Below are 20083 nucleotides of genomic sequence, written 5' to 3'. Positions count from 1 at the left end.
GTGGTCGACCCGGTCGCCGCCGGGCCGCTGCCGGCCGCCTATGCCCATGCGCTGCTGCTGGTGCGCACCGACCAGCATGTGGCCTGGCGCGGCGACCGGCTGCCGGCCGATCCGGCGGCGCTGCTGGCACAGCTGGCCGGGCGCCGCGCGCAGACGGTGACGGCGGGCTGAGCGTCGGCGCCGGTCTGGCGGCATTCAGCGGGGCGGGTCTACCATCGGTGGCTCATGTCTGCTGCCCCGCCTCCCGTGCCCGACGCGCCTGACGCGCCCTCCGCCGCCCCATGGCCCCTGCCACCCGTGCGGCCCACCTGGGCCTTCCTGCGCGCCCATCCGGCCCATGCCATCGCGCTGGGCTTCGGCGCCGGGCTGTCGCGCGTGGCGCCGGGCACGGCCGGTACGCTCTGGGGCTGGGCGGTGTTCCTGCTGCTGTCGCACCTGCTCTCGCCCTTTGCACTCGGGGTGGTGACGCTGGCTGCCTGGCCCGTCGGCTGGTGGGCCTGCACGGTAGCGGCGCGCAACCTGCGCATCCCCGACCCCGGCGCCGTGGTGTGGGACGAGATCGCCGCCATCTGGCTGGTCCTGTGGCTGGTGCTGCCGGCAGGGCTGCTGGCGCAGGTCGCGGCCTTCCTGCTCTTTCGCCTGTTCGACGCCGCCAAGCCGGGCCCCGTGGGCTGGGCCGACCGGCTCATCCCCCACGACCCGGCGGCGCCGCGCTGGGCCCTGTCGGGCCTGGGCATCCTGCTGGACGACCTGGTGGCGGCCTTCTGCACGCTGCTGGTGATCGCCCTGGCACGCACGCTGTGGTGAACGTGCCGTCCCGCCCGTTTACGGACCCGCGCCCATGATCATCGCCCCCGTCCCGCCCGCCGCCGACGACGCGCCCGACCTGCCCGCGCTGGTGCGCCAGCTGGCCGACCTGCTCGGCGCCAGCGGCCGCCTGCTGGCCACGGCCGAGAGTTGTACCGGCGGCCTGATCGCCGGTGCCTGCACCGACCTGGCCGGCTCCAGCACCTGGTTCGAGCGCGGCTTCGTGACCTATTCCAACGCGGCCAAGACGCAGATGCTGAGCGTGCCGGCCGACGTCATCGCCGCCCATGGCGCGGTGAGCGAGCCGGTGGCGCGGGCCATGGCCGAAGGCGCCATCGCGCACTCGCTCGCGCAGGCGGCCGTGGCCGTCACCGGCGTCGCGGGGCCCGGCGGCGGGTCGGCCGAGAAGCCGGTGGGCACGGTGTGGTTCGGCTGGTCGCTGGACGGCCGGTGCTGGACCGAACGGCGCCTCTTCACTGGCGACCGCGCCGCCGTGCGGGCCGCGACCGTGCGGCATGCGCTGCAGACGCTGGTGACGCGGCTGCGGCCGGCCGCCTGAGCGCCCCGCAGAAGGCGGACGGGGCGCTGCCGCCTTCGCGGCCGGCGCGGCCGCCGTGCGCCATTCAGCCCAGCACGCGCTCGCTGGGCGTGGCGAAGTAGAACCACTCGGTGCCCACCCGTGCGACCGGGTTGGGGAACACGATGTGGCCGTCCGCGTCGGCCCGCACCTCGCCGCCGTCGTGGCGGTGGCCGATCAGCTCGCCCGCACGCACCGCATCGAAGGTGGCCCACTCGCGCACGAAGGTGTCGCCCTCGTGCAGCCGGTCGGTCACGTCGCGCAGGCGCAGCAGACGGGGGCGCGTTGGCGGATGCGCGGCCAGGCCGTCGGGCAGCGGCGCCATGCCCAGCAGCGCCAGCGTGCGGCGGATGGCCTGCCAGGCCACCTCGGGCGCCTGCGGGTCGCGGTGCTGGCCGCATTCCAGCGTCACGCCGTAGCCGCCGCAGTGGCGGATGTATTCGTTGGTGCCGCGGCCGTAGTCGATCTCGTCCTCGGACGGGGCGGCGCCGCCGGCGCGCCGGGCGATGGCCGCGGCATAGACGTCCAGCCAGCCTTCCACGATGGTCGGCGTGCCGATGTGCAGGGCCAGGCGGCCTTCCTCGGCGGCGCGGGCGAAGGGCTCCAGCGTGCCCTGGTTGTCGCGCGGGCCGATCATGGCGAAGGCCTCGCCGGGGCTTTCGAAGGAATGCAGGTCCAGCAGCACCTCGTGCTGCGCGATCAGGGGCGCCAGGATGTTCGTCAGCCGGTCTTCGTGATCGCGCGGCTCGGCGCGCGGTCGGAAGGCGCGGTTGAGGTTGCGTTCGCCCTCGCGGCGCAGCAGCCGCCGCGCCATGGGGTTGGCGACCGGCACCAGGGTGAGCCGGCCCCGGGCCAGTCCCAGGGCGCCGCCGTCCAGTTCGGCCTTCACGCGCTCGATGCCGGCGGTGCCGCCGGTCTCGTCGCCGTGCACGCCGCCCATCACCAGCAGCCGCGGACCGGGATCGGTGGCGGCATAGGTGTGGATGCGGAGCAGGTCGTCGGCGTGCGGGGCGGGCATGCGGCCGATTATGGGAGGCGCCGGTGAAGCCCGGGACCGCCCCGCGCATCAGCGGGCAGGTGGCGCCGCGGGCACCGGCGGCCCCATGCGCGCCGCCAGCGCACGCCCCAGGTCGCCCACCTGCACCTGCTGGCCCTGGTGCGACAGGCGCGACTGCAGGTCGGCCCAGACGGTGCCGCCCAGCTGCTGCCAGCGCCGGCAGAAGGCGTAGTCCTCGCTCAGGTAGCGGCCGCCGCCAGGCTCGGCCATGACGTCGAAGAAGCGGTGGTGCGGCAGGTGCGCGTTGGCATGGTCGCCGGGGTCGGGCGTGTAGCGCAGCTCGGGCATGGCGGCGGCCATCTGCGCGAAGACGCCGCGCTCGATCAGCATGAAGCCGGTGGGCGCGTCCAGCACGGGCACGAAGCCGTCGGCATCGGCGGTGACCGGCGTGTCGCCCACGTTGAGCGGATAGCGCGCATACAGGGCGTCGAAGTCGGCCTGCCGGCTGCCCGCGGGCAGCGCCTGCGGCAAGCCCTGCAGCGGCCACGCCGAGCTGCGGTAGGGATAGAGGCCGGCCACCACCGGCCGGCCCGCCAGCAGCAGGCGCAGCGCGGCCTCGGGCTCGAAGCCGATGTCGGCGTCGATCCAGAACAGGTGCGTCCATTGCGGGTCGGCCATGAACTCGGCCACCAGCCGGTTGCGGGCGCGGGTGATCAGGCTGTCGCCGTCGAGCAGCCGGGCCTGCATGGCGAAGCCGTGCCGCCAGGCCAGGTTGGCCAGGCCGAGCAGGCTGCGCGCATAGAGGCTGCCGACCTGCGCGCCATGGCAGGGGGTGGCGACGAAGGGACGCAGGGTGCTCAGCTCGCGGATGTCGCGCATGCGGTGGGTTCCATGGGAAGGGTGGCTCAGGGCACGGGCGGGACGGTGGCGGCGCAGGGCAGCGCCAGCGAGAAGGTGCTGCCGCAGCCGGGGGCCGAGCGCAGCGCGATGCGGCTGCCCAGCAGCGCGGCCAGCCGGGCGCAGATGGCCAGGCCCAGGCCGAAGCCCTGGCGGCGGTCGCGCTCGCCGTTCGCCACCTGGTAAAACTCCTCGAAGATGCGCTGCTGGTGGGCGGGCGCGATGCCCACGCCGCCGTCGCGCACCTCGATGCGCACCCGGCCGCCGTGTCGCCGGCGCGCCGTGACCAGCACGGTGCCCCCGGCCGGCGCATGGCGGATGGCGTTGGCCACCAGGTTGCCGATGATGCGCTGGAGCATGGCGGCGTCGCTGCGCACCGCCAGCGACCGGGCGCGCCACACCACGCGCACCCGGCCCGCGGCGGCATGGGCGGCATGCTGGGCGGCCAGGGCGCCGAACAACGCGGCCAGCGGCAGGTCGGCCATCTCGGGGTCGAGCACGCGGGCGTCCAGGCGCGAGATGTCCAGCAGGTCGTCCAGCAACAGGCTCATGAAGGCGGTGCTTTCCTGCAGCCGCAGCAGCGCGGGCCGCTGCGCCTCGGCCGCGCCCGCAAGCAGGCCGTCGATGAACAGGCCCATGGCATGCAGCGGCTGGCGAAGGTCGTGGCTGGCGGCGGCCAGGAAGCGCGAGCGCGAGAGCGCGGCCTGCTCGGCCTCGGTCATGCGCTCCAGCGCCACCGCGGTGGCCTCGCGCACACGCTCGTCGCTGGCCTGCTTGTGGCGCTGCAACTGCTCGGCCATGCGGTTGACGTCGTGGGCCAGGGTGGCGAATTCATGCAGCGGCCGGCCGCGCCGCGGCGTGTGCGCGGCGATGGCGCAGCGGGCCTCGAAGCGGCCGGCCTGCAGCGCGGCGACGGTCTCGGTCACGCGGCGCAGCGGCCGGGCGATGTCGCGCGCCATGTGGCGCACGGCCAGCCAGGCGCCGCTCAGCGCCAGCAGGCCGGTGCCGATGCCCGCCAGCAGCGACAGCATGCGCGCGCGCTGCAACGCTGTGGTGTCGCGCAGCGCGAGCACGCGGCCGATGGCCTGGCCGCCCGGGGCGGTGAGGCCCGGCGGCGCGAAAGCCATGGTGGGCGAGGCCTCGCGCAGCACGACGTCGGCCGTGAAGGGGCGCAGGGCGTCGGCCTGCCGCGCCGCGCCGCCGCCGCCGGCCACGACGTGGATGCCGGCGCCGTTGTCGATCTCGACGCGACTCGCCTGCCCGCCGCGCAGCGCCGCCTGGGCCACGCTCTGCAGCGCAGCCACGTCGCCGGCATAGAGGCTGAGGTCGGACATGGCGGCCACCTGCCGCGCGATGGCGCGGCCTTCGGCGGCAAACACGTCGTCGAGCATGACCAGCCGGCTGTGGGTCAGCCAGCCGGTGAGCAGCAGCGCCACCACCGCGCAGGGGAGCAGGCCCAGGCGGACCAGGTCGCGCTGCAGGCTGCCGCGCACCACGAGGCGGGTGTCGGCGCCGCCGGCGGGCATGGGCGCGGCCCTCACCGCCCGCCGGCCAGGCGCTCGCTCAGCGCCTGCTCGCTGGGCAGCACCAGGCCCAGGCTGCGGGCCACGGTGGGATTGACCCGCGCCTCGGCGGGCGCGGCGCTCTCGACCACCGGGCCGGCGGCGCCCGGGCCGGGCCCGGCCGCGAGGCGGCGGCCCAGGGCCTGCGCCTGCCGCGCCAGCAGCGCGGGCGTGGCCACGGCCGCCGCCAGCGCACCAGAGCGCACCAGGCCTTCGTTGCTGCCGATCACCGGCACGCCCGCGCTGGCACCGGCATGCAGCACGGCCAGCGTGGCGGCCTGGCTGCTGCCGATGGTGTCGGGCAGCACCAGCAACAGGTCGCTGCGCGGCAGCACGGCCCGCAGCGCGCCCGCCAGCGACAGGGCGTCCGGCGCCTGGGCGAGCTGCAGCGACCAGTCGCCGCCGGCTGCGGCCTGCTGAAGCTCGCGCAGCAGCGGCTCGGACTCGGCGGTGGCCACCAGCCCCAGGCGCCGGCGGCCGGGCAGCACGGCACTGGCCAGCACCAGCTGGTCGGCGAAGGAAGGCTCGCGCAGCAGCACGCCGATGCGCCGGCCAGGCAGGCGCAGGGCGGGCAGCGGGCGCAGGCCTTCGTAGTCCAGGCGGCTGAGCATGGCCAGCAGCAGCGGCTCGCTGCCGCCGCGTTCGAGCGCCGCCCGGGCCGCCGTGGCACCGACGGCGACGGTCAGGCGCTCGGGCGGGACGGCGGCGCGCAGGCTGCGGGTACGCACGCCGGCATTGGCGGCGCGCTCGTCGCCGGCGGCGGTGTCGGCGGCCTCGGGCGCCGCGGCGACGGGCGGGAATGCCGCCACGCCCGCGGGCAGCCGCAGCACTTCGGCCGTGGGCTGCGCCAGGCGCAGCGCGCGGGCGAATTCCGCATGGCCGGGCGCATCGTCGGCCAGCAGCAGCGTCCAGCCCTCGGCCCGCGCCGCGCCCAGCACGGCGAGCCCGGCCAGGCCCAGCAGGGCGGCGCGCAGGCGCGGGCGAAGGCGGACGCAGGCGGGCATGGTCGGGGCGGAAGGCAGGCGGCAGCCCACTGTAAGGAGCGCTCCCGCGCGCGGCGATAAGGCGGACGGCGGATGCCGCCCCGCGCGCCGCCGCGCGCTATGTCCGATGGCCTACGCCTCACGCGCAGGCTGGCCGCTGCGCGCGGCCACCTGGGCCTGGATGGCCTGCCGCAGCAGCCGCGGCGACACCGGCTTGTAGAGCACGGCGACGCCGGCCGCGGCCACCTCGCGTAGCCGCTCGGGCTGGGTCTCGCCGGTGACGAGCAGGCAGGCGGTGCCCGCGCCGATGCCGCGCGGATGCTGGCGCAGCGCCGCCAGCACCGCCAGGCCGTTGTCGCCGGCGCGCAGCAGCAGGTCGCTCACCACCACGTCGGGCGGCGCGGCCCAGGCGTCGGCCAGGGCCAGGGCCTCGTCGCGGCACTGTGCCGCCAGCACGGTGGCGCCGCTGGCGCCCAGGGCCACCTGCAGGCCTTCGAGGATGCCGGCCTCGTCGTCGATGACCAGGATGCGCAGGCCGTCCAGCCGCACGTCGCCCACGGGTGGCGCCAGCGCCAGCGGCGGCGGTCGCGCCGGGCCGCGCACCGGCCGCGCGCCGGCCTGGGCCGGTGGATGCGCCGCGCGCACCAGCATGCGCACCCGCGTGCCCTGGCCGGGCACCGAATGCAGCTCGGCCCGGGTGTTGAGCAGCCGCGCCAGGCGCTGCACGGTGGCCAGGCCCAGGCCCATGCCGCGGGTGCCGCGGGACTGCTGCGGGTCGACCTGGTAGAACTCCTCGAAGACGCGCGGCTGGTGCTCGGGCGCGATGCCGATGCCGGTGTCCCACACCTCCACGCGCACCCCGCGCCCGCGCCGGCGCGCCGCCACCAGCACGCCGCCGTGCACCGTGTGGCGCAGCGAGTTGGACACCAGGTTCGACAGCACGCGGGTGAGCATCACCTGGTCGCAGCGCACCCACAGCTCGGTCTTGCGCACCACCAGCCGCAGCTCCTGCTGCTCGGCCACCGGGCGGAAGTTGCGGCTGATCTCGTCGAACACGCTGTCGAGCGGAAAGTCCGCCCACTGCGGCTGCAGCACGCCGGCATCGAGCTGCGACAGGTTCAGCAGCTCCAGGAACAGCCGGTCCAGCGACTCCACGCATTCGCGGATGTGGGCGATGCGCTGCAGCTTGCCGGCGTCGGTCTCGCCATTGGCCAGGCCATCGGCGAAGAGCGTGAGCGCGTGCAGCGGCTGGCGCAGGTCGTGGCTGGCGGCGGCCAGCAGGCGCGTCTTGGCCTGGCTGGCCACCTCGAGCTGGGCGTTCTTGCGCGCCAGCTCGGCGGTGGCGGTCTCGATGCGGCTTTGCAGCAGGCGCCGGCCCTCGGCCAGCGCATGGGCGGTGGCGTTGAAGCCGTGCTGCAGGCGGCGCACCTCGGCCGCGCCTTCGATCTGCACATGCGCCTCTTCGCCCGCGCCCAGCCGGTCCACCGCACGGGCCAGCCGGCGGATGGGCGCGCTGATGCGTCGCGCCGCCCAGCCGGCCGCCAGGATCACGCCCAGCAGGCTGGCCCCCAGCGCCAGCAGCACGTTCAGCCAGACGGTGCGGCGGGCGCTGGCCACCGCGTCCAGGCCCATCTCCACCATCACCTGCCCCGCCAGGGGCCGGGCGTCCGCCGCAGGAACCGGCACCACCACCCGCAGGCCTTCGCCGCGCACGCGGTCCTGCGTCTCGGCGTTGGCGAGGATCTCGCCGTCGTCCGACCACACCTGCACCTGCTGCACATGGGGCTGGGAAATGCCCGAGTGGGCCAGCCGCAGCAAGGCCCGCCGGTCGGTCTGCGCCAGTGGCGCCTGGGCCGCCGTGGCCAGCTGCAGGCCGACGGCCTGGGCGTTGGCCCGCACCAGGTCGGTCATGCCGTCCAGGTACTGACGCATCAGCACGCCGATGGCGCCCATCATCGCCAGGGTGGCCGGCAGCACCGCCAGCAGCAGCATCTGCTGGCCGAGCGACAGCCGCGCCAGCGACAGCCAGCGCCCGCCGCGCCGCCGGGGCGCCGGCGCCCCGGCCGGCGCAGCCCGGCCCGGCCGCCGCCAGGCGGCGCGGCCCGGGGCGGACGACGCCCGTGTCGAGCCACCCGGCGCTGCGCTCATGTGAGAAATGTCACAGATAGGCCCATCGAATGTTTTCTAATTGTGTAATTGTCGGCAGCCCTGCACGACTGCGCATTCGCTCTAACCCGTTCAGTCAGCCATGACCGCGCTCCCCGCCGCCTTCCCCGTCCTGCTGCCGTCCTCGCTGGCCCGGGCCCTGGGGGCGGCGTTGCGGCGCGCGGCGCTCGTCCTGCTGGCGGCGGCGTTCGCCTGGGCCGCCCCGGGCCCGGCGGCGCATGCCCAGCCGGCCACGGCCGAGCCGGTGCGCTTCGGCATCCTGCCGCTGGGTGGCGCCTTCGAGTCGCGCAACGACTGGGAGCCGCTGCTGGCGGACATGGGCCGGGCCATCGGCCGGCCGGTGACGGTGCTGTCGGTGACCTCGTACGAGGCGCTGGACCAGGCCATCCAGCGCGGCGAGGTGGACATCGCCTTCCTCTCGGGCCGCATGGCGCTGGACGCGGTGACGCTGCGCCAGATGCGCGTGCTGGCCCAGGTCACGCGCCACGACGGCCTGCCCGGCTATCGCTCGCTGCTGCTGGTGCGCGACGGCGGCCCGCTGCCCTCGCTCGACGCGCTGCTGGCCGAGCCCGAGCGCTGGCGCCTGGCCCGCGGCGAGCCGCGCTCGGTGTCGGGCTACATCGTGCCGCAGCTGCAGCTCTTCCTGCCCAACCGCATCGCCATGGAGCGCTTCCGCAGCGAGACCGTCGGCACCCACCAGGCCACCGCCCTGGCCGTGGCCAACGGCGACGCCGACGTCGCCACCAACAACACGGCGGACTTCGAGCGCTTCCGCCTGCAGTTCCCCGCCGAGGCGCGCCGGCTGCGGGTGATCTGGGAATCCGACCTGATCCCGCATGCGCAGATCGTCATGCGCAACGGCTACCCGCCGGCGCTGCGGGCGCAGGTGCAGGCCTTCCTGGTGGGCTACGGCAAGGCGCCGGGCCCGCGTGGCGATGCGCAGCGCGCCGTGCTCAAGTCGCTGCACGACCTGGCCGGCTTCCTGCCGGCGGACAACGGCTCGCTCGTGCCGGCGGCCCGCCTGGCCCACCAGCTGGGGCGGCAGAACGCGATGACCGCGCAGTGGGTCAACGAAGAGGCCCGCCAGGCGCGCCTGCAGCGGCTGGACGCGCTCTTCGCCGAGCAGATGGCCGTGCTGCGCGATGACACACGCTGACCGCCGACGCTGCCTGGCCGCGGCGCTGGCCCTGGCCGCCGGCGTGCGCCCGGCGCCGGCCGCCGCCGCCCGGCCCGGCGGCGAGCGCGAGGATGGGCCGGCCCTGGTCTTCGGGCTGCTGCCGATGGGCGACGCGGTGGAGGCCCGCCGCCGCTGGGAACCGCTGCTGCTGACGGTGGCGGCAGCCCTGAAGCGGCCGGTCACCGTCTTCAGCGCCTTCCAGTACGAGACGCTCGACCGCGCCCTGCAGGCCGGGCGCATCGACTTCGCCCTGCTGTCCGGCAAGATGGCCCTGGACGCCGTCACCCGGGGCCCGATGCAGGTGATGGCGCAGGTACGCCGCCGGCGCGACCCGCGGCTGGTGGAACACCGCGCCCTGCTGCTCGCCCGCACGGCCGGCGGGCCGGCCAACCTGGACGCCGTGCTGCGCGCGCCGCAGCGCTGGCACATCGCGCGCGGCGACCGGCGCTCGGTCTCGGGCTTCATCGTGCCGCAGTCCGAGCTCTTCCTGCCGCACGGCATCGACATCGAAAGCGCCTTCAAGGCCGAGACGGTGGGCAACCACCAGGACAACGCCCTGGCCGTGGCCAACGGCGATGCGGACGTGGCCACCTCCAACAGCACCGATTTCGAGCGCTTCCGCGCGCTGTTCCCGGCCGAGGCGGCGCGCTTGCAGGTGCTGTGGACCTCGCTGCCCACGCCGCCCGCGCAGATGCTGGTGCGGCGCGCCCTGCCCGCCGGGCTGCAGGCGGTGCTGCGCGACGTGTTCCTGGACTACGGCCGGGCACCCGGCGCCGAGACCGACCGCATCGTGCTGCGCAGCCTGCAGACCGAGCTGGGCTTCGAGCCGGCCGACGACCGCGCGCTGCTGGAGGCCGCGCGCATGCAGCGCGACCTGGCGCTGCGCCGGGCCCAGGTGGCGCAGTGGGTGAACGAAAGCGCCCGCCGGGGACGGATCGACCGCGTGGAGCGGGAATACCGGGCCCAGGTGCAGCAACTGGGCGGCCCGCTGCGCGACTGAGTGCCCACGGCGGCGGGCACTGAAGGCCGGCCTACAGCGCCTGCCCGGTGCGTCCTACCGGCCGAGGACCGCAGCGCACGGGAAGATGAGAGGCATGAGCAACGCCCCTTCCGAGAAACCCGACCCCGCCGGCGAGGGCCAGACGCGCACCAAGCAGAGCCATGGCCACGCGCCGCGCATGCCGCACGAGCGCGACCAGTCCGCCGACAGCCAGGAAGCCCGCGACGGGCAGCCCACCGAGCGCGGCAAGCGCGCCCTGGACGACCTGGAAAGCGGCCGCAAGGACACCGACCGCGGGCAGGTGGCGCACGACATCTACCAGAAGCAAAAATAGGCCACGGCGCGGTGAGGGCAGGCCTCAGCCCGCCCGGCCCCAGTACTCGGCGCGCCCGTACTGCGCCTTGAGGAAGTCCAGCCACAGCCGCACACGCAGCGGCAGGTGGCGACGCTCCGGAAACACGGCATAGATGCCGTTGGGCGGGGCCGCATAGTCATCCAGCACCGGCGCCAGCAAGCCGGCGTCGATCTCCGCCTCCACCTCCCAGGTGCTGCGCCAGGCAATGCCCAAGCCGGCCAGGCACCAGTCGTGCAGCACCTGGCCGTCGGTGCAGTCCAGCGGGCCGGAGGGCTTGAGGTGGATCAGCTCCGTGCCCTCGCCATCCTGTCGCGGAATCCGGAAGGCCCAGCCCCGCGTCTGCGAGGCGTCGCTGCTGAGCGTGAGGCAGTCGAAGCGCGCCAGGTCCGACGGATGCCGCGGCACGCCGTGGCGGCGCAGGTAGGCCGGCGTGGCGACGCAGCGGCGGCGGTTGTCGCCCAGCCGCATGCTGACCAGCGACGAGTCGGGCAGGTCGCCCACGCGCACCGCGCAGTCGAAATGCTCGCCCGCGAGGTCGATGACCCGGTCGCTGAGGTTGAGCGACACCGTCACCTCCGGATGCAGCTCGCGGAAGCGCGGCACCAGCGGGGCCACGTGGCGGCGGCCGAAGCCGGCCGGTGCCGTCACCCGCAGATGGCCACTGGCCTTGACGCCGCCGGCGCTCACGCTGGCCTCGGCATTGGCCACCTCGGCCAGCAGGCGCTGGCAGTCCTCCAGGAAGGCGCTGCCTTCGTGCGTGAGCGTGAGGCGCCGGGTGGTGCGCAGCAGCAGCTTGACGCCCAGGCGCTCCTCCAGCGCATCGAGCCGCCGGCCGATGATGGCGGCGGCCACGCCTTCCGCCCTGGCCGCGGCCGTGAGGCTGCCGCGCGTGGCGACGGCCACGAAGGTCTCCATCTGCTTGAGGCGGTCCATGGCGGGCCTCTGGCGTCCGGGCCTCAGCTGGCGGCTGCGGCGCCGGCGGCCAGCATGGCCTCGATCTGCGCCTCGGCATAGCCCGCGGCGCGCAGCAGTTCGCGCGTGTGTTCGCCGATGGCCGGCGGCTGCAGGCGCAGCGGCGGGCGCACGCCGTCGAGCGTGAGCGGCAGCAGCGGCACCTGGGCCATGTGGCCGTCGTTCATGCGCACCGGCGCCAGGCCGCCACTGGCCACCAGGTGCGGATCGTCGAAGAGCTCGTGTGGCCGGGCGATGGGCGCGAAGGGCAACGCGTGCCGCTCGAAGACCTCGGCCAGTTCCGCGGCGCTGCGGCCGGCCAGGCGCTCGCGCAGCAGCGGCATCATCCAGTCGCGGGCGCGCACCCGGTCGTTGTTGGTGGCCAGGCGCGGGTCGGCCAGCAGGTCTTCGAGCCCGCAGGCGCGGCAGAAGACCGGCCACTGCTTGTCGCTCACCACGGCCAGGAAGATCTGCTGGCCGTCCCTGACGGTGAATACGTCGTAGATGCCCCAGGAGGAAATGCGCGCCGGCATCGGATCGGCCGCGACGCCCGTGGCGGCGTACTGCAGCATGTGCTGCGCAACCAGGAAGATGTTGTTCTCGAACAGGGCCGACTGCACCTCGCCGCCCTCGCCCGTCTGCTCGCGCCGGCGCAGCGCGGCCATGGCGCCGATGGCGCCGAACAGGCCGCCCATGATGTCGTTGACGCTGCTGCCCGCGCGCAGCGGATCGCCGGGCCGGCCGGTCATGTAGGCCAGGCCGCCCATCATCTGCACCGTCTCGTCCAGGGCCGTGCGGTTCTCGTAGGGACCGGGCAGGAAGCCCTTGTGGCTCACGTAGATCAGGCGCGGGTTGTCGCGGCGCAGCGTCTCGTAGTCCAGGCCCAGCTTCTTCATGGTGCCGGGACGGAAGTTCTCGCTCACGACGTCGGCGGTGGCCACCAGCCGCCGCGCGGCCGCCAGGCCCTCGGGCGTCTTCAGGTCCAGCGCCACGCTCTTCTTGTTGCGGTTGAAGGCCGGGTAGAAGCCGGCGCCGGCGCCGAGCAACCGGCGGGTGTCGTCGCCGGCCACCGGCTCCACCTTGATGACCTCGGCCCCCAGGTCGCCCAGCAGCAGGCCGCAGGTGGGACCCATGACCATGTGGGTGAACTCGACGACGCGGATGCCGGCATAGGGCAAGGGTGGGGGGCTGGCGTCGGTCATGCGGTCCTGAATCCGTTCGGCTGCAGGGTGCGCCCTCGGAAAAATCGACGAGTTTATCGGCGGGCACCGCCGGAAGCAGGGGCGGGCCGACGCGGGGCCGGTGCTGCGCCGGGGCGGTGTTCAGGTCCGCTCGCGCGCCGTCACCCAGGCCAGCACGGCCAATGCCCCCAGCACCCCGCCGTAGCCCAGGGCGGTGTGATGCAGGCCAAACGCCCCCACGGCCAGCCCTGCCAGGATGGCCGGCACGCTGAAGGCCAGGTAGCTCAGCACGAAGAAGCTGGACATGAGGCCGGCACGTTCATGGGGCGTCGCCACCGGCACCAGGCTGCGCACGGCGGCATTGAAGCTGGCGCCGAAGCCTGCGCCCGCCACGACGGTGCCGCCGAAGAAGAGCAGCGCCTGCTGCAGGTGAACGCCGAGCAGCGTGATCGCCAGGCCCGCGGCCAGCAGCGCGGCACTGGTACGCAGGACGCGCCGGGCCGGCCGCTGGCGCACCACGCAGATGGCTGCGGCGCCCGTCAGCACCAGCGTGGCGATGAGCAAGCCACCGGCCAGCGGCGTGGCCCGGCCCGTCACCAGCCGCGCCAGGGTCGGTCCCAGCGACAGGTAGAAGCCGCCCAGGGCCCATCCTGCGGTGTTGAGCGGCAAGAGCCGCAGGACCAGCGCACGGGCGGCCGCGGGCACGTGCGCGCGCGGCACCATCGACGCCCAGGCGCCCGGCCGCGGCGTCACGGTCTCGGGCAGGCCCAGGGCCAGGACCGCCTGGAGCAGCAACGCACCGAGGAGAACTTCGTAGACCAGGTGCATGGGCTGCGGAGCGAACTGGACCAGCGCACTGGCGCCCAGCGCACCCACGGCCATGCCGATCATGGGCGACAGGCCGTTGAACAGGGCACCACGCGCCGGATCGAGGTCGAGCAGGGTCGCGCTCATGACGCTCGTGGCCATGCCGGTGGCGACGCCCTGCAGCACCCGCGCGGCGATCAACCAGCCCACCGAATCCGCCTGCCAGAACAGCACGATGGCGCCGACCTCCAGCACCAGCGCGGCCAGGATCACGGTGCGCCGGCCCAGATGGTCGGACAGCGCGCCGAAGACGAGCAGCGCCGCCAGCAGCGCGAATGCATAGCTCGAGAAGATCACGGTCAGCACCAGCGCCGAGAAGCCCCAGGCTTCGCGGTACAGCGCGTACAAGGGCGACGGCGCGCTGGAGGCAGCCAGAAAGGTCATCACCAGGGCCACGACCAGCGCGAAGGCCGCGCGCGGCGGCAGCCGTCGCGGCGTGGCGTCGACGGGCGCTTCAAGAGCGGGTGTGGACATCGGAAACTCCTTTAACGCAAATTTTTTGCGTTTGTGGATTGTGCGCCTCGACGCCCTCTAACGCAAATTCTTTGCGTTAATATCGACGTCATGGTCTTTTCCACCGTCGGCACCCGTACCGCGCCCCGTCCTGGCGGGCGCAGTGCGCGCGTCCAGGAGGCAGTGCACCGTGCCGCGCGCGAACTCACCGCCGAACTCGGCCGCGAGGCGCTGACCGTGCCCATGATCGCCACGCGCGCGGGCGTCACCCCCTCCACCATCTACCGGCGCTGGGGCGACCTGGCCGAACTGCTCGCGGACGTGTCCGTCGAGCGCATGCGGCCCGAGGGCGAACCGGCCGACACAGGCTCGCTGCGCGGCGACCTGCTGGCCTGGGCCGAGCAGTACAACGAAGAGATGTCTTCGCAGCCGGGCCAGGGGATGCTGCGCGATGTGCTGTCCGCCCAATCCCCGGACGATCGCCCCTCCTGCCGCTGCGCCGGCTTCGTCGCGCTGCAGATCGGCGTGCTGCTCGACCGGGCGCGGACCCGGGGCGAGGCCACGCCTCCGGTCGACCGCGTGATGGACATGCTGGTCGCGCCGCTGCTCTTCCGGCTGCTTTTCACGCCCGCGCCGGCCACGGCCGACGAGATCGCCGGCTGGATCGACGCCAGCCTGGCGACGGCCGGGTCCTGAGCCTCTGTCCCGCCCTGTCGCGGCGGCGCTGCGATCCGATTCGCGCGGCGGAAGCGCCGGTCTTTCGGCATCGGCGCCGCCATTACCTCTATTTATGTCACGAATCAACGCCCCGTGCGGGGATTAATCTGCGGCCCCGTCTCCAATACAGTGTGGTTCGAACGTCGGCCGCCCGCTCGCGGGCTTGCGCCGCGTGCCCACCCCGTGCAACCCTTTCGCGGCCCTGCCGCACGCCGAGAACACGCATGACCGAACGCACCACGACCCAGCGCCTCCAGGTGGCCACCGAGCTGTACCGCTTCATCGAAGACCGCGTGCTGCCCGCGGCGGGCCTCGCGAGCGAAGCCTTCTGGCCAGGCTTCGACGCCATCGTCCACGACCTCGCACCGAAGAACGCCGCGCTCCTGGCCGAACGCGACCGGCTCCAGAGCGAGATGGATGCCTGGCACAAGGCCCATCCCGGCCCCATCGCCGACATGCCGGCCTACCGCGCCCACCTGGAAAAGATCGGCTACCTGCTGCCGCAGCCCAAGGGCACGAAAGCCACCACGGCCAACGTCGATGCCGAACTGGCCCTGCAGGCCGGTCCGCAGCTGGTGGTGCCGATCCTCAACGCCCGCTACGCGCTCAATGCCGCCAACGCGCGCTGGGGCTCGCTGTATGACGCGCTGTACGGCACCGACGCCATCCCCGAGACCGACGGCGCAGAGAAGGGCAAGGGCTACAACCCGGTGCGCGGTGCCAAGGTGATCGCCTTCGCCCGCGAGGTGCTCGACCAGGCCGCGCCGCTGGTCAACGGCTCGCACAAGGACGCCACGGGCTACAGCGTGAAGGACGGCGAGCTGGTCATCGCGCTGCACAGCAGCAGCACGCGCCTGAAGGACCCCTCGGCCTTCGTCGGCTACCAGGGCGATGCGGCCAGCCCGTCGTCGGTGCTGCTGAAGCACAACGGCATCCACCTCGACATCCAGATCGACCGCAGCACGCCCATCGGCCAGACCGACCCGGCCGGCGTGGCCGACGTGGTGCTCGAATCGGCCCTGTCCACCATCCTCGACCTGGAAGATTCCGTGGCCGTGGTCGATGCCGAGGACAAGGTGCTGGCCTACGGCAACTGGCTCGGCATCCAGCAGGGCACGCTGACCGAGGAGGTGGCCAAGGGCGGCAAGACCTTCACCCGCCGCCTGAACCCCGACCGCGTCTACACCGCGCCCGACGGCCAAGGCCAGGTCACGCTGCATGGCCGCTCGCTCATGTTCGTGCGCAACGTGGGCCACCTCATGACCAATCCGGCCATCCTGTGGGGTGAAGGAAAGGAAATTCCCGAGGGCATCATGGACGCGGTCGTCACCACCGCCATCGCCATGGTCGACCTGCGGGGCAAGGGCCAGAACGGCATCCGCAACTCGCGCACCGGCAGCATCTACATCGTCAAGCCCAAGATGCACGGCCCGGCCGAAGTGGCCTTCGCCAACGAATTGTTCGGCCGCGTCGAGCAGCTGCTGGGCCTGCCGCCCAACACCGTCAAGCTGGGCATCATGGACGAGGAGCGCCGCACCAGCGTCAACCTGCAGGCCTGCATCGCCGCGGCACCGGCGCGCGTGGCCTTCATCAACACCGGCTTCCTGGACCGCACCGGCGACGAGATGCACACCGCCATGCAGGGCGGCCCGATGCTGCGCAAGGGCGACATCAAGGGCACGAAGTGGATCGCCGCCTACGAACGCAACAACGTGCTCACCGGCCTGAACTGCGGCCTGCGCGGCAAGGCGCAGATCGGCAAGGGCATGTGGGCGATGCCCGACCTGATGGCCGACATGCTCAAGCAGAAGATCGCCCACCCGAAGGCCGGCGCCAACACCGCCTGGGTGCCCTCGCCCACCGCCGCCACGCTGCATGCGCTGCACTACCACCAGGTCAGCGTGGCCGAGGTGCAGAAGGAGCTGGAGAAGATCGACGCCGAGGCCGAGCGCGACGCCATCCTGAACGACCTGCTGCAGGTGCCGATCACCGCGACGCCCAACTGGAGCGACGCCGAGAAGCAGCAGGAGCTGGACAACAACGTGCAGGGCATCCTGGGCTACGTGGTGCGCTGGATCGACCAGGGCGTCGGCTGCTCCAAGGTGCCCGACATCCACGACGTCGGCCTGATGGAAGACCGCGCCACGCTGCGCATCAGCAGCCAGCACATCGCCAACTGGCTGCTGCACGGCGTGGTGACGAAGGAACAGGTCAATGCCACCTTCGAGCGCATGGCGGCGGTGGTGGACCAGCAGAACGCCGGTGACCCGCTCTACAAGCCGATGGCCGGCCACTTCGACACCTCCTTCGCCTACAAGGCGGCGCAGGACCTGGTGTTCAAGGGCGTGGAGCAGCCGAGCGGCTACACGGAGCCGCTGCTGCATGCTTGGCGACTGAAGGTGAAGGCGGCGGGCTGAGCGCTTTGACGTCAAAGAAAAACGGCGCCGCGAGCGCCGTTTTTGTTTGACGATGACTCCGGCCCGGTATGTCGCTGTATTGCGCCCAAGCCCCCTACAGCAGGTCTATCAGGACTTAGGCGCGTCCATCATATGTCGGTGCTTTCCGAAACTTGACCCCGCGTCCGGTCGCGTGGCCCCCATGTGCCTCTTGGAAACCGGGGTTTCCGGGGAGTCATCATGGCAAGAATCAAACTCACCAAGCCCGCCGTCGATGCCGCAAGCCCCAGGCGCAGGCCGTCGAACTCTGGGACACCGTGGTGCCCGCCGCGCGAGTTGGTCAAGCAGGCGCTGCGATTCAGATTCAATGCGGCCGGGGTCATAGTCAGCCACAACCATCCGAGCGGAGCCGAGCTGTGCCGACTAGGCACTGACCCAGCAGTTCAAGCGGGCGTGGGCGCTGGTGGACGTTGGCGTGTGGAGTACGTCATCATGGCTGAAACCGCAACGGCATCATTTGCCGAGCGTGGGCTGATCTAGCCCAGGGGGTTTTGCTGCGCCTGTTGGCACAACTCCGGCCCTCGTGGGCCTGGCGGTCACGTAGTCGCAACCTGGATCATCTCTTCGTAATGTTTCTTATCCACTTCTTCCAGCCACTGAAAGATGTGCCCGATGACACTATGACTTTCTCCCGCCAAATTTTCTACCGACTCCTCGGTTATTTCAATTACATCGCTATGTGAATACTTATTGATAAAACGGTAGATCTTCTCCTTGAGCTCCGGTGTCGTGATGGTGCAGTCCTTCAGGCCAACATCCATCAATTGACTGATATCGCTTCTCCGCTTTGGATATTTGAAAGTAAAGAACGATTCAACGAGTTTGCGTGCGAGGTTCGCCGTCAAGAATGCTTCGTCCCGGTTGAGAGTTGTATGTGCTCTGTATTCATAGAGCTTCTTGAAAATATAGTGGTATTCTGAACCGTAATTCCTCAGAGAGTCGTCGGCGTCCACGAGTAGGGAGTGCCGGGGGGAGCCAGGTGGTGCATCCAAGCGATAAAAGAAGCAATTCTCGGCCTTGCCTTTGGCGACTCTGTTCCTATTTGTTCCCGTGAACCAGTCTCTCACTAGCTTGAAGTACGTGAAGTTGTGAGTCAGTACAAAAAGTTGTTTGGCTTCAGTGCATTGAGTTCTCAGGAATGAATAGGCATGAAACAGGTGATTTGAATCAAAACTTGAGACCGGATCATCAACTACGACAATCGTGTCTTTGATGTTATTTCCGTTTTCCTTGAGCTTCGTGATGAAATAGACAAATGCAATCGCCGTCTTCTCACCTTCGCTTAAATTCCCATCATGCTCACCCACCCCGTTTCTGATGATTTCATAGCCCTTCTTCTTCTGATTGAAGCTCAAGCAAAGCTCAGATCGGCCGATGAAGCGATGCAAGATATCATTGAACTCCTTCGCCCCAACCGTCTCATTGGAGAGCAGTGCTTCTATCGCCGCGACCTCTTGACCGAGTTTTTCGATTTCTTTTAAATCATCCTTTGCTTCAGCCTCAAGGTCGTTGCATTTCTGATCGCTTCCGGCATAGTCAAATTCTTGCACCTCAGCCGCGGCAAAGTGAAGTTCCAGTGCCACCTTGCTTTTGGATGTCTCAGATTTGAAGTTTGAAGTTTTATTGTTGTGCCTGCCAACCAACGCAACGATCGACTTCAGGATCTCATTGAAGTTCGTCACATCCTCTTCAACGATATCCGAAATCGAAATGTCTGTTTTTGCAGGGTCCGTAATTTTTGCTTTGAGAGCTTCCCGCCATCCTTCTATTTGCCGGTTGATCTGCTCCGCAGCAGACGTGTATTCATTTTGAAGCTTCTCTGCATCAGCGAATAGCTCTTTATAAAACTCTGTCGCTGTGGGTAACTGATTGGTTGGAGCGCCCTGAGACTCAATCCAAGTCGCGGCGTTCTGCAGCCGGTTTTGAAAGTCCGTGAACTCTTTGCTGAAGTGAGCGGCAAGTGCCTCGGCACGAAGCTGGGTGAACGTAGAGCCGCAGAACTCGCAGGATTGCGAATTATGGTGTTTATGGATTTCCAAGCCGGTTTGAACCCAGTCGCGGATATCCGGGTTATCAGTCAGCCGTTGGATAGCTTGATTGACTGCTGTAGTCCCAATCAAGTCCCTGATGCGACCCGCCGCCTTCTTAAAGTAATCCGGCTCAATGGGCGTTGAGGCGAAATTAATGCTTGGAAGCTGATCTGGTTTGGCGGCATTCGTAAGGTCGATAACCTTCTCATCTGGAAGAACCGACTCAGCCCTAACAATCGCTTCGCCGTTACTCTGAATGAAATTAGCGAGCTTACGGCGGTCGTAATTCAAGTAATAGCTGTCGCTCGTATCAATGGCCTGAAGTCCTAGCTTCATTTTTTTGGCAGCATTGCTCAGAAATTTCTCCAATGCCTCACGCTGCTTTTTAATGTCGCCTAGCTTGTTGTCGTGAGCCTTCTTTTTCGACTGAAGCTCGCCTTTCAGCTTCTCCAGCCTCTGTAAGTCAACAATCTTCTCTTTCGCAATGAGGAGGATGCTTTTTACAGATTTGTCCCAATCAATGTTCTCCTGCACGAAACGTTGATTAAAAACATGAATATTCAATTGTGATGAAGGAAGAGTCGCTTCCGTGATCGTTGAGCCGTCCTCCAAAGTGACTGAAAACTGGCATGCATTAAAGCGAGGAACCACCGAACGAAGTTCAAAGCAGGAGAATAAGTTTGATAGGGTTGACTTGCCGGTTCCATTCCAGCCATAGACAAGGTTGTAGCGGCCAAACTTCTGGATTTTTTTTCCATCGAAGTCGCTGAAGATGCCGAACTGTTTGAGACGGTTGATGCAGATGATCATTTCAAGGACCTCCATGTTGTTACTTTGGCCGAATTTGCTTGCAAAACAATCGGCGGATTCAAACCTGAAGTGCAACACCCACGCTTTCAGTGAACGG

The 20083-nt window shown here is 70.1% G+C and carries 17 protein-coding genes; 8 read left to right on the top strand and 9 right to left on the bottom strand.

Annotated features, from left to right (window positions below; translation table 11 throughout):
* Nucleotides 1-225 precede the first annotated feature (225 nt).
* On the top strand, nucleotides 226-807 hold the full coding sequence (locus tag NS331_RS23405; protein ID WP_058644333.1) for a phosphatidylglycerophosphatase A family protein: 582 nt from the start codon (nucleotides 226-228) through the stop codon (nucleotides 805-807).
* A 34-nt stretch (nucleotides 808-841) separates the two neighbouring features.
* Nucleotides 842-1366, top strand: coding sequence for a CinA family protein (locus NS331_RS23400; RefSeq protein WP_058644332.1), 525 nt, complete (start codon nucleotides 842-844; stop codon nucleotides 1364-1366).
* A gap of 64 nt (nucleotides 1367-1430) precedes the next feature.
* On the opposite strand, the gene NS331_RS23395 is transcribed toward NS331_RS23400, so the two are convergent.
* From NS331_RS23395 to NS331_RS23375, 5 genes are all read right to left on the bottom strand, one after another.
* Nucleotides 1431-2402: a succinylglutamate desuccinylase/aspartoacylase family protein gene (locus NS331_RS23395; RefSeq protein WP_058644331.1), complete on the bottom strand. Its 972-nt coding sequence runs from the start codon at nucleotides 2400-2402 to the stop codon at nucleotides 1431-1433.
* A 48-nt stretch (nucleotides 2403-2450) separates the two neighbouring features.
* The gene (locus NS331_RS23390) at nucleotides 2451-3260 is read right to left on the bottom strand and encodes a hypothetical protein (protein ID WP_058644330.1); all 810 of its coding nucleotides are present in this window, start codon (nucleotides 3258-3260) and stop codon (nucleotides 2451-2453) included.
* 26 nt (nucleotides 3261-3286) lie between these two features.
* Nucleotides 3287-4804 carry a sensor histidine kinase gene (locus NS331_RS23385; protein ID WP_058644329.1) on the bottom strand — a complete coding sequence of 506 codons (1518 nt, stop codon included), beginning with the start codon at nucleotides 4802-4804 and terminating at the stop codon, nucleotides 3287-3289.
* 11 nt (nucleotides 4805-4815) lie between these two features.
* A complete protein-coding gene (locus NS331_RS23380) occupies nucleotides 4816-5844 on the bottom strand; it encodes an ABC transporter substrate binding protein (protein WP_153013013.1) in 1029 nt (342 codons plus the stop codon).
* 111 nt (nucleotides 5845-5955) lie between these two features.
* Nucleotides 5956-7815 (bottom strand): ATP-binding response regulator, encoded by a 1860-nt coding sequence (locus NS331_RS23375; protein ID WP_058644328.1) that lies wholly within the window; start codon nucleotides 7813-7815, stop codon nucleotides 5956-5958.
* 256 nt (nucleotides 7816-8071) lie between these two features.
* Here NS331_RS23375 and phnD point away from each other — a divergent pair, with 256 nt between their 5' ends.
* The 3 genes from phnD (at nucleotide 8072) to NS331_RS23360 (ending at nucleotide 10500) form a co-directional block, all read left to right on the top strand.
* Nucleotides 8072-9145 (top strand): phosphate/phosphite/phosphonate ABC transporter substrate-binding protein, encoded by a 1074-nt coding sequence (gene phnD, locus NS331_RS23370; protein ID WP_153013012.1) that lies wholly within the window; start codon nucleotides 8072-8074, stop codon nucleotides 9143-9145.
* A complete protein-coding gene (locus NS331_RS23365; RefSeq protein WP_058644327.1) occupies nucleotides 9132-10166 on the top strand; it encodes a phosphate/phosphite/phosphonate ABC transporter substrate-binding protein in 1035 nt (344 codons plus the stop codon). Before phnD ends, NS331_RS23365 begins: the two co-directional genes overlap by 14 nt.
* A 94-nt stretch (nucleotides 10167-10260) precedes the next feature.
* Nucleotides 10261-10500, top strand: a complete 240-nt coding sequence (locus NS331_RS23360; protein WP_242873868.1) for a hypothetical protein — start codon at nucleotides 10261-10263, stop codon at nucleotides 10498-10500.
* A gap of 24 nt (nucleotides 10501-10524) precedes the next feature.
* Here NS331_RS23360 and NS331_RS23355 read toward each other — a convergent pair whose 3' ends face one another.
* From NS331_RS23355 to NS331_RS23345, 3 genes are all read right to left on the bottom strand, one after another.
* A complete protein-coding gene (locus tag NS331_RS23355) occupies nucleotides 10525-11454 on the bottom strand; it encodes a LysR substrate-binding domain-containing protein (RefSeq protein WP_058644325.1) in 930 nt (309 codons plus the stop codon).
* A 23-nt stretch (nucleotides 11455-11477) separates the two neighbouring features.
* Nucleotides 11478-12674, bottom strand: coding sequence for a CaiB/BaiF CoA transferase family protein (locus NS331_RS23350; protein WP_058644324.1), 1197 nt, complete (start codon nucleotides 12672-12674; stop codon nucleotides 11478-11480).
* A 120-nt stretch (nucleotides 12675-12794) separates the two neighbouring features.
* Nucleotides 12795-13994, bottom strand: a complete 1200-nt coding sequence (locus NS331_RS23345) for an MFS transporter (protein WP_058644323.1) — start codon at nucleotides 13992-13994, stop codon at nucleotides 12795-12797.
* 90 nt (nucleotides 13995-14084) lie between these two features.
* On the opposite strand from NS331_RS23345, the gene NS331_RS23340 reads away from it, so the two are divergent.
* From NS331_RS23340 to NS331_RS25840, 3 genes are all read left to right on the top strand, one after another.
* Nucleotides 14085-14669 (top strand): TetR/AcrR family transcriptional regulator, encoded by a 585-nt coding sequence (locus NS331_RS23340; RefSeq protein ID WP_058644322.1) that lies wholly within the window; start codon nucleotides 14085-14087, stop codon nucleotides 14667-14669.
* Nucleotides 14670-14914: 245 nt separating this feature from the next.
* A complete protein-coding gene (locus NS331_RS23335) occupies nucleotides 14915-17107 on the top strand; it encodes a malate synthase G (RefSeq protein ID WP_058644321.1) in 2193 nt (730 codons plus the stop codon).
* A 219-nt stretch (nucleotides 17108-17326) separates the two neighbouring features.
* Nucleotides 17327-17626, top strand: a complete 300-nt coding sequence (locus NS331_RS25840) for a JAB domain-containing protein (RefSeq protein WP_440589401.1) — start codon at nucleotides 17327-17329, stop codon at nucleotides 17624-17626.
* A 56-nt stretch (nucleotides 17627-17682) separates the two neighbouring features.
* On the opposite strand, the gene NS331_RS25835 is transcribed toward NS331_RS25840, so the two are convergent.
* Nucleotides 17683-19986 (bottom strand): ATP-binding protein, encoded by a 2304-nt coding sequence (locus NS331_RS25835; RefSeq protein ID WP_082702721.1) that lies wholly within the window; start codon nucleotides 19984-19986, stop codon nucleotides 17683-17685.
* Nucleotides 19987-20083 lie beyond the last annotated feature (97 nt).

The organism is Pseudacidovorax intermedius (genome assembly GCF_001476815.1).
Taxonomy (GTDB): Bacteria; Pseudomonadota; Gammaproteobacteria; order Burkholderiales; family Burkholderiaceae_C; genus Xenophilus; species Xenophilus intermedius_A.
The sequence above is the reverse complement of the archived record's forward strand: the minus strand, read 5'-3'. Positions and strand labels throughout refer to the sequence as shown.

What these genes read in the sequence shown, in the direction of transcription:
- NS331_RS23405 (WP_058644333.1), top strand. Translation starts at nt 226, where the DNA reads ATGTCTGCTGCCCCGCCTCCCGTGCCCGACGCGCCTGACGCGCCCTCC.
- NS331_RS23400 (WP_058644332.1), top strand. Translation starts at nt 842, where the DNA reads ATGATCATCGCCCCCGTCCCGCCCGCCGCCGACGACGCGCCCGACCTG.
- NS331_RS23395 (WP_058644331.1), bottom strand. Translation starts at nt 2,402, where the DNA reads ATGCCCGCCCCGCACGCCGACGACCTGCTCCGCATCCACACCTATGCC.
- NS331_RS23390 (WP_058644330.1), bottom strand. Translation starts at nt 3,260, where the DNA reads ATGCGCGACATCCGCGAGCTGAGCACCCTGCGTCCCTTCGTCGCCACC.
- NS331_RS23385 (WP_058644329.1), bottom strand. Translation starts at nt 4,804, where the DNA reads ATGCCCGCCGGCGGCGCCGACACCCGCCTCGTGGTGCGCGGCAGCCTG.
- NS331_RS23380 (WP_153013013.1), bottom strand. Translation starts at nt 5,844, where the DNA reads ATGCCCGCCTGCGTCCGCCTTCGCCCGCGCCTGCGCGCCGCCCTGCTG.
- NS331_RS23375 (WP_058644328.1), bottom strand. Translation starts at nt 7,815, where the DNA reads ATGCTGCTGCTGGCGGTGCTGCCGGCCACCCTGGCGATGATGGGCGCC.
- phnD (WP_153013012.1), top strand. Translation starts at nt 8,072, where the DNA reads ATGACCGCGCTCCCCGCCGCCTTCCCCGTCCTGCTGCCGTCCTCGCTG.
- NS331_RS23365 (WP_058644327.1), top strand. Translation starts at nt 9,132, where the DNA reads ATGACACACGCTGACCGCCGACGCTGCCTGGCCGCGGCGCTGGCCCTG.
- NS331_RS23360 (WP_242873868.1), top strand. Translation starts at nt 10,261, where the DNA reads ATGAGCAACGCCCCTTCCGAGAAACCCGACCCCGCCGGCGAGGGCCAG.
- NS331_RS23355 (WP_058644325.1), bottom strand. Translation starts at nt 11,454, where the DNA reads ATGGACCGCCTCAAGCAGATGGAGACCTTCGTGGCCGTCGCCACGCGC.
- NS331_RS23350 (WP_058644324.1), bottom strand. Translation starts at nt 12,674, where the DNA reads ATGACCGACGCCAGCCCCCCACCCTTGCCCTATGCCGGCATCCGCGTC.
- NS331_RS23345 (WP_058644323.1), bottom strand. Translation starts at nt 13,994, where the DNA reads ATGTCCACACCCGCTCTTGAAGCGCCCGTCGACGCCACGCCGCGACGG.
- NS331_RS23340 (WP_058644322.1), top strand. Translation starts at nt 14,085, where the DNA reads ATGGTCTTTTCCACCGTCGGCACCCGTACCGCGCCCCGTCCTGGCGGG.
- NS331_RS23335 (WP_058644321.1), top strand. Translation starts at nt 14,915, where the DNA reads ATGACCGAACGCACCACGACCCAGCGCCTCCAGGTGGCCACCGAGCTG.
- NS331_RS25840 (WP_440589401.1), top strand. Translation starts at nt 17,327, where the DNA reads ATGGCAAGAATCAAACTCACCAAGCCCGCCGTCGATGCCGCAAGCCCC.
- NS331_RS25835 (WP_082702721.1), bottom strand. Translation starts at nt 19,986, where the DNA reads ATGATCATCTGCATCAACCGTCTCAAACAGTTCGGCATCTTCAGCGAC.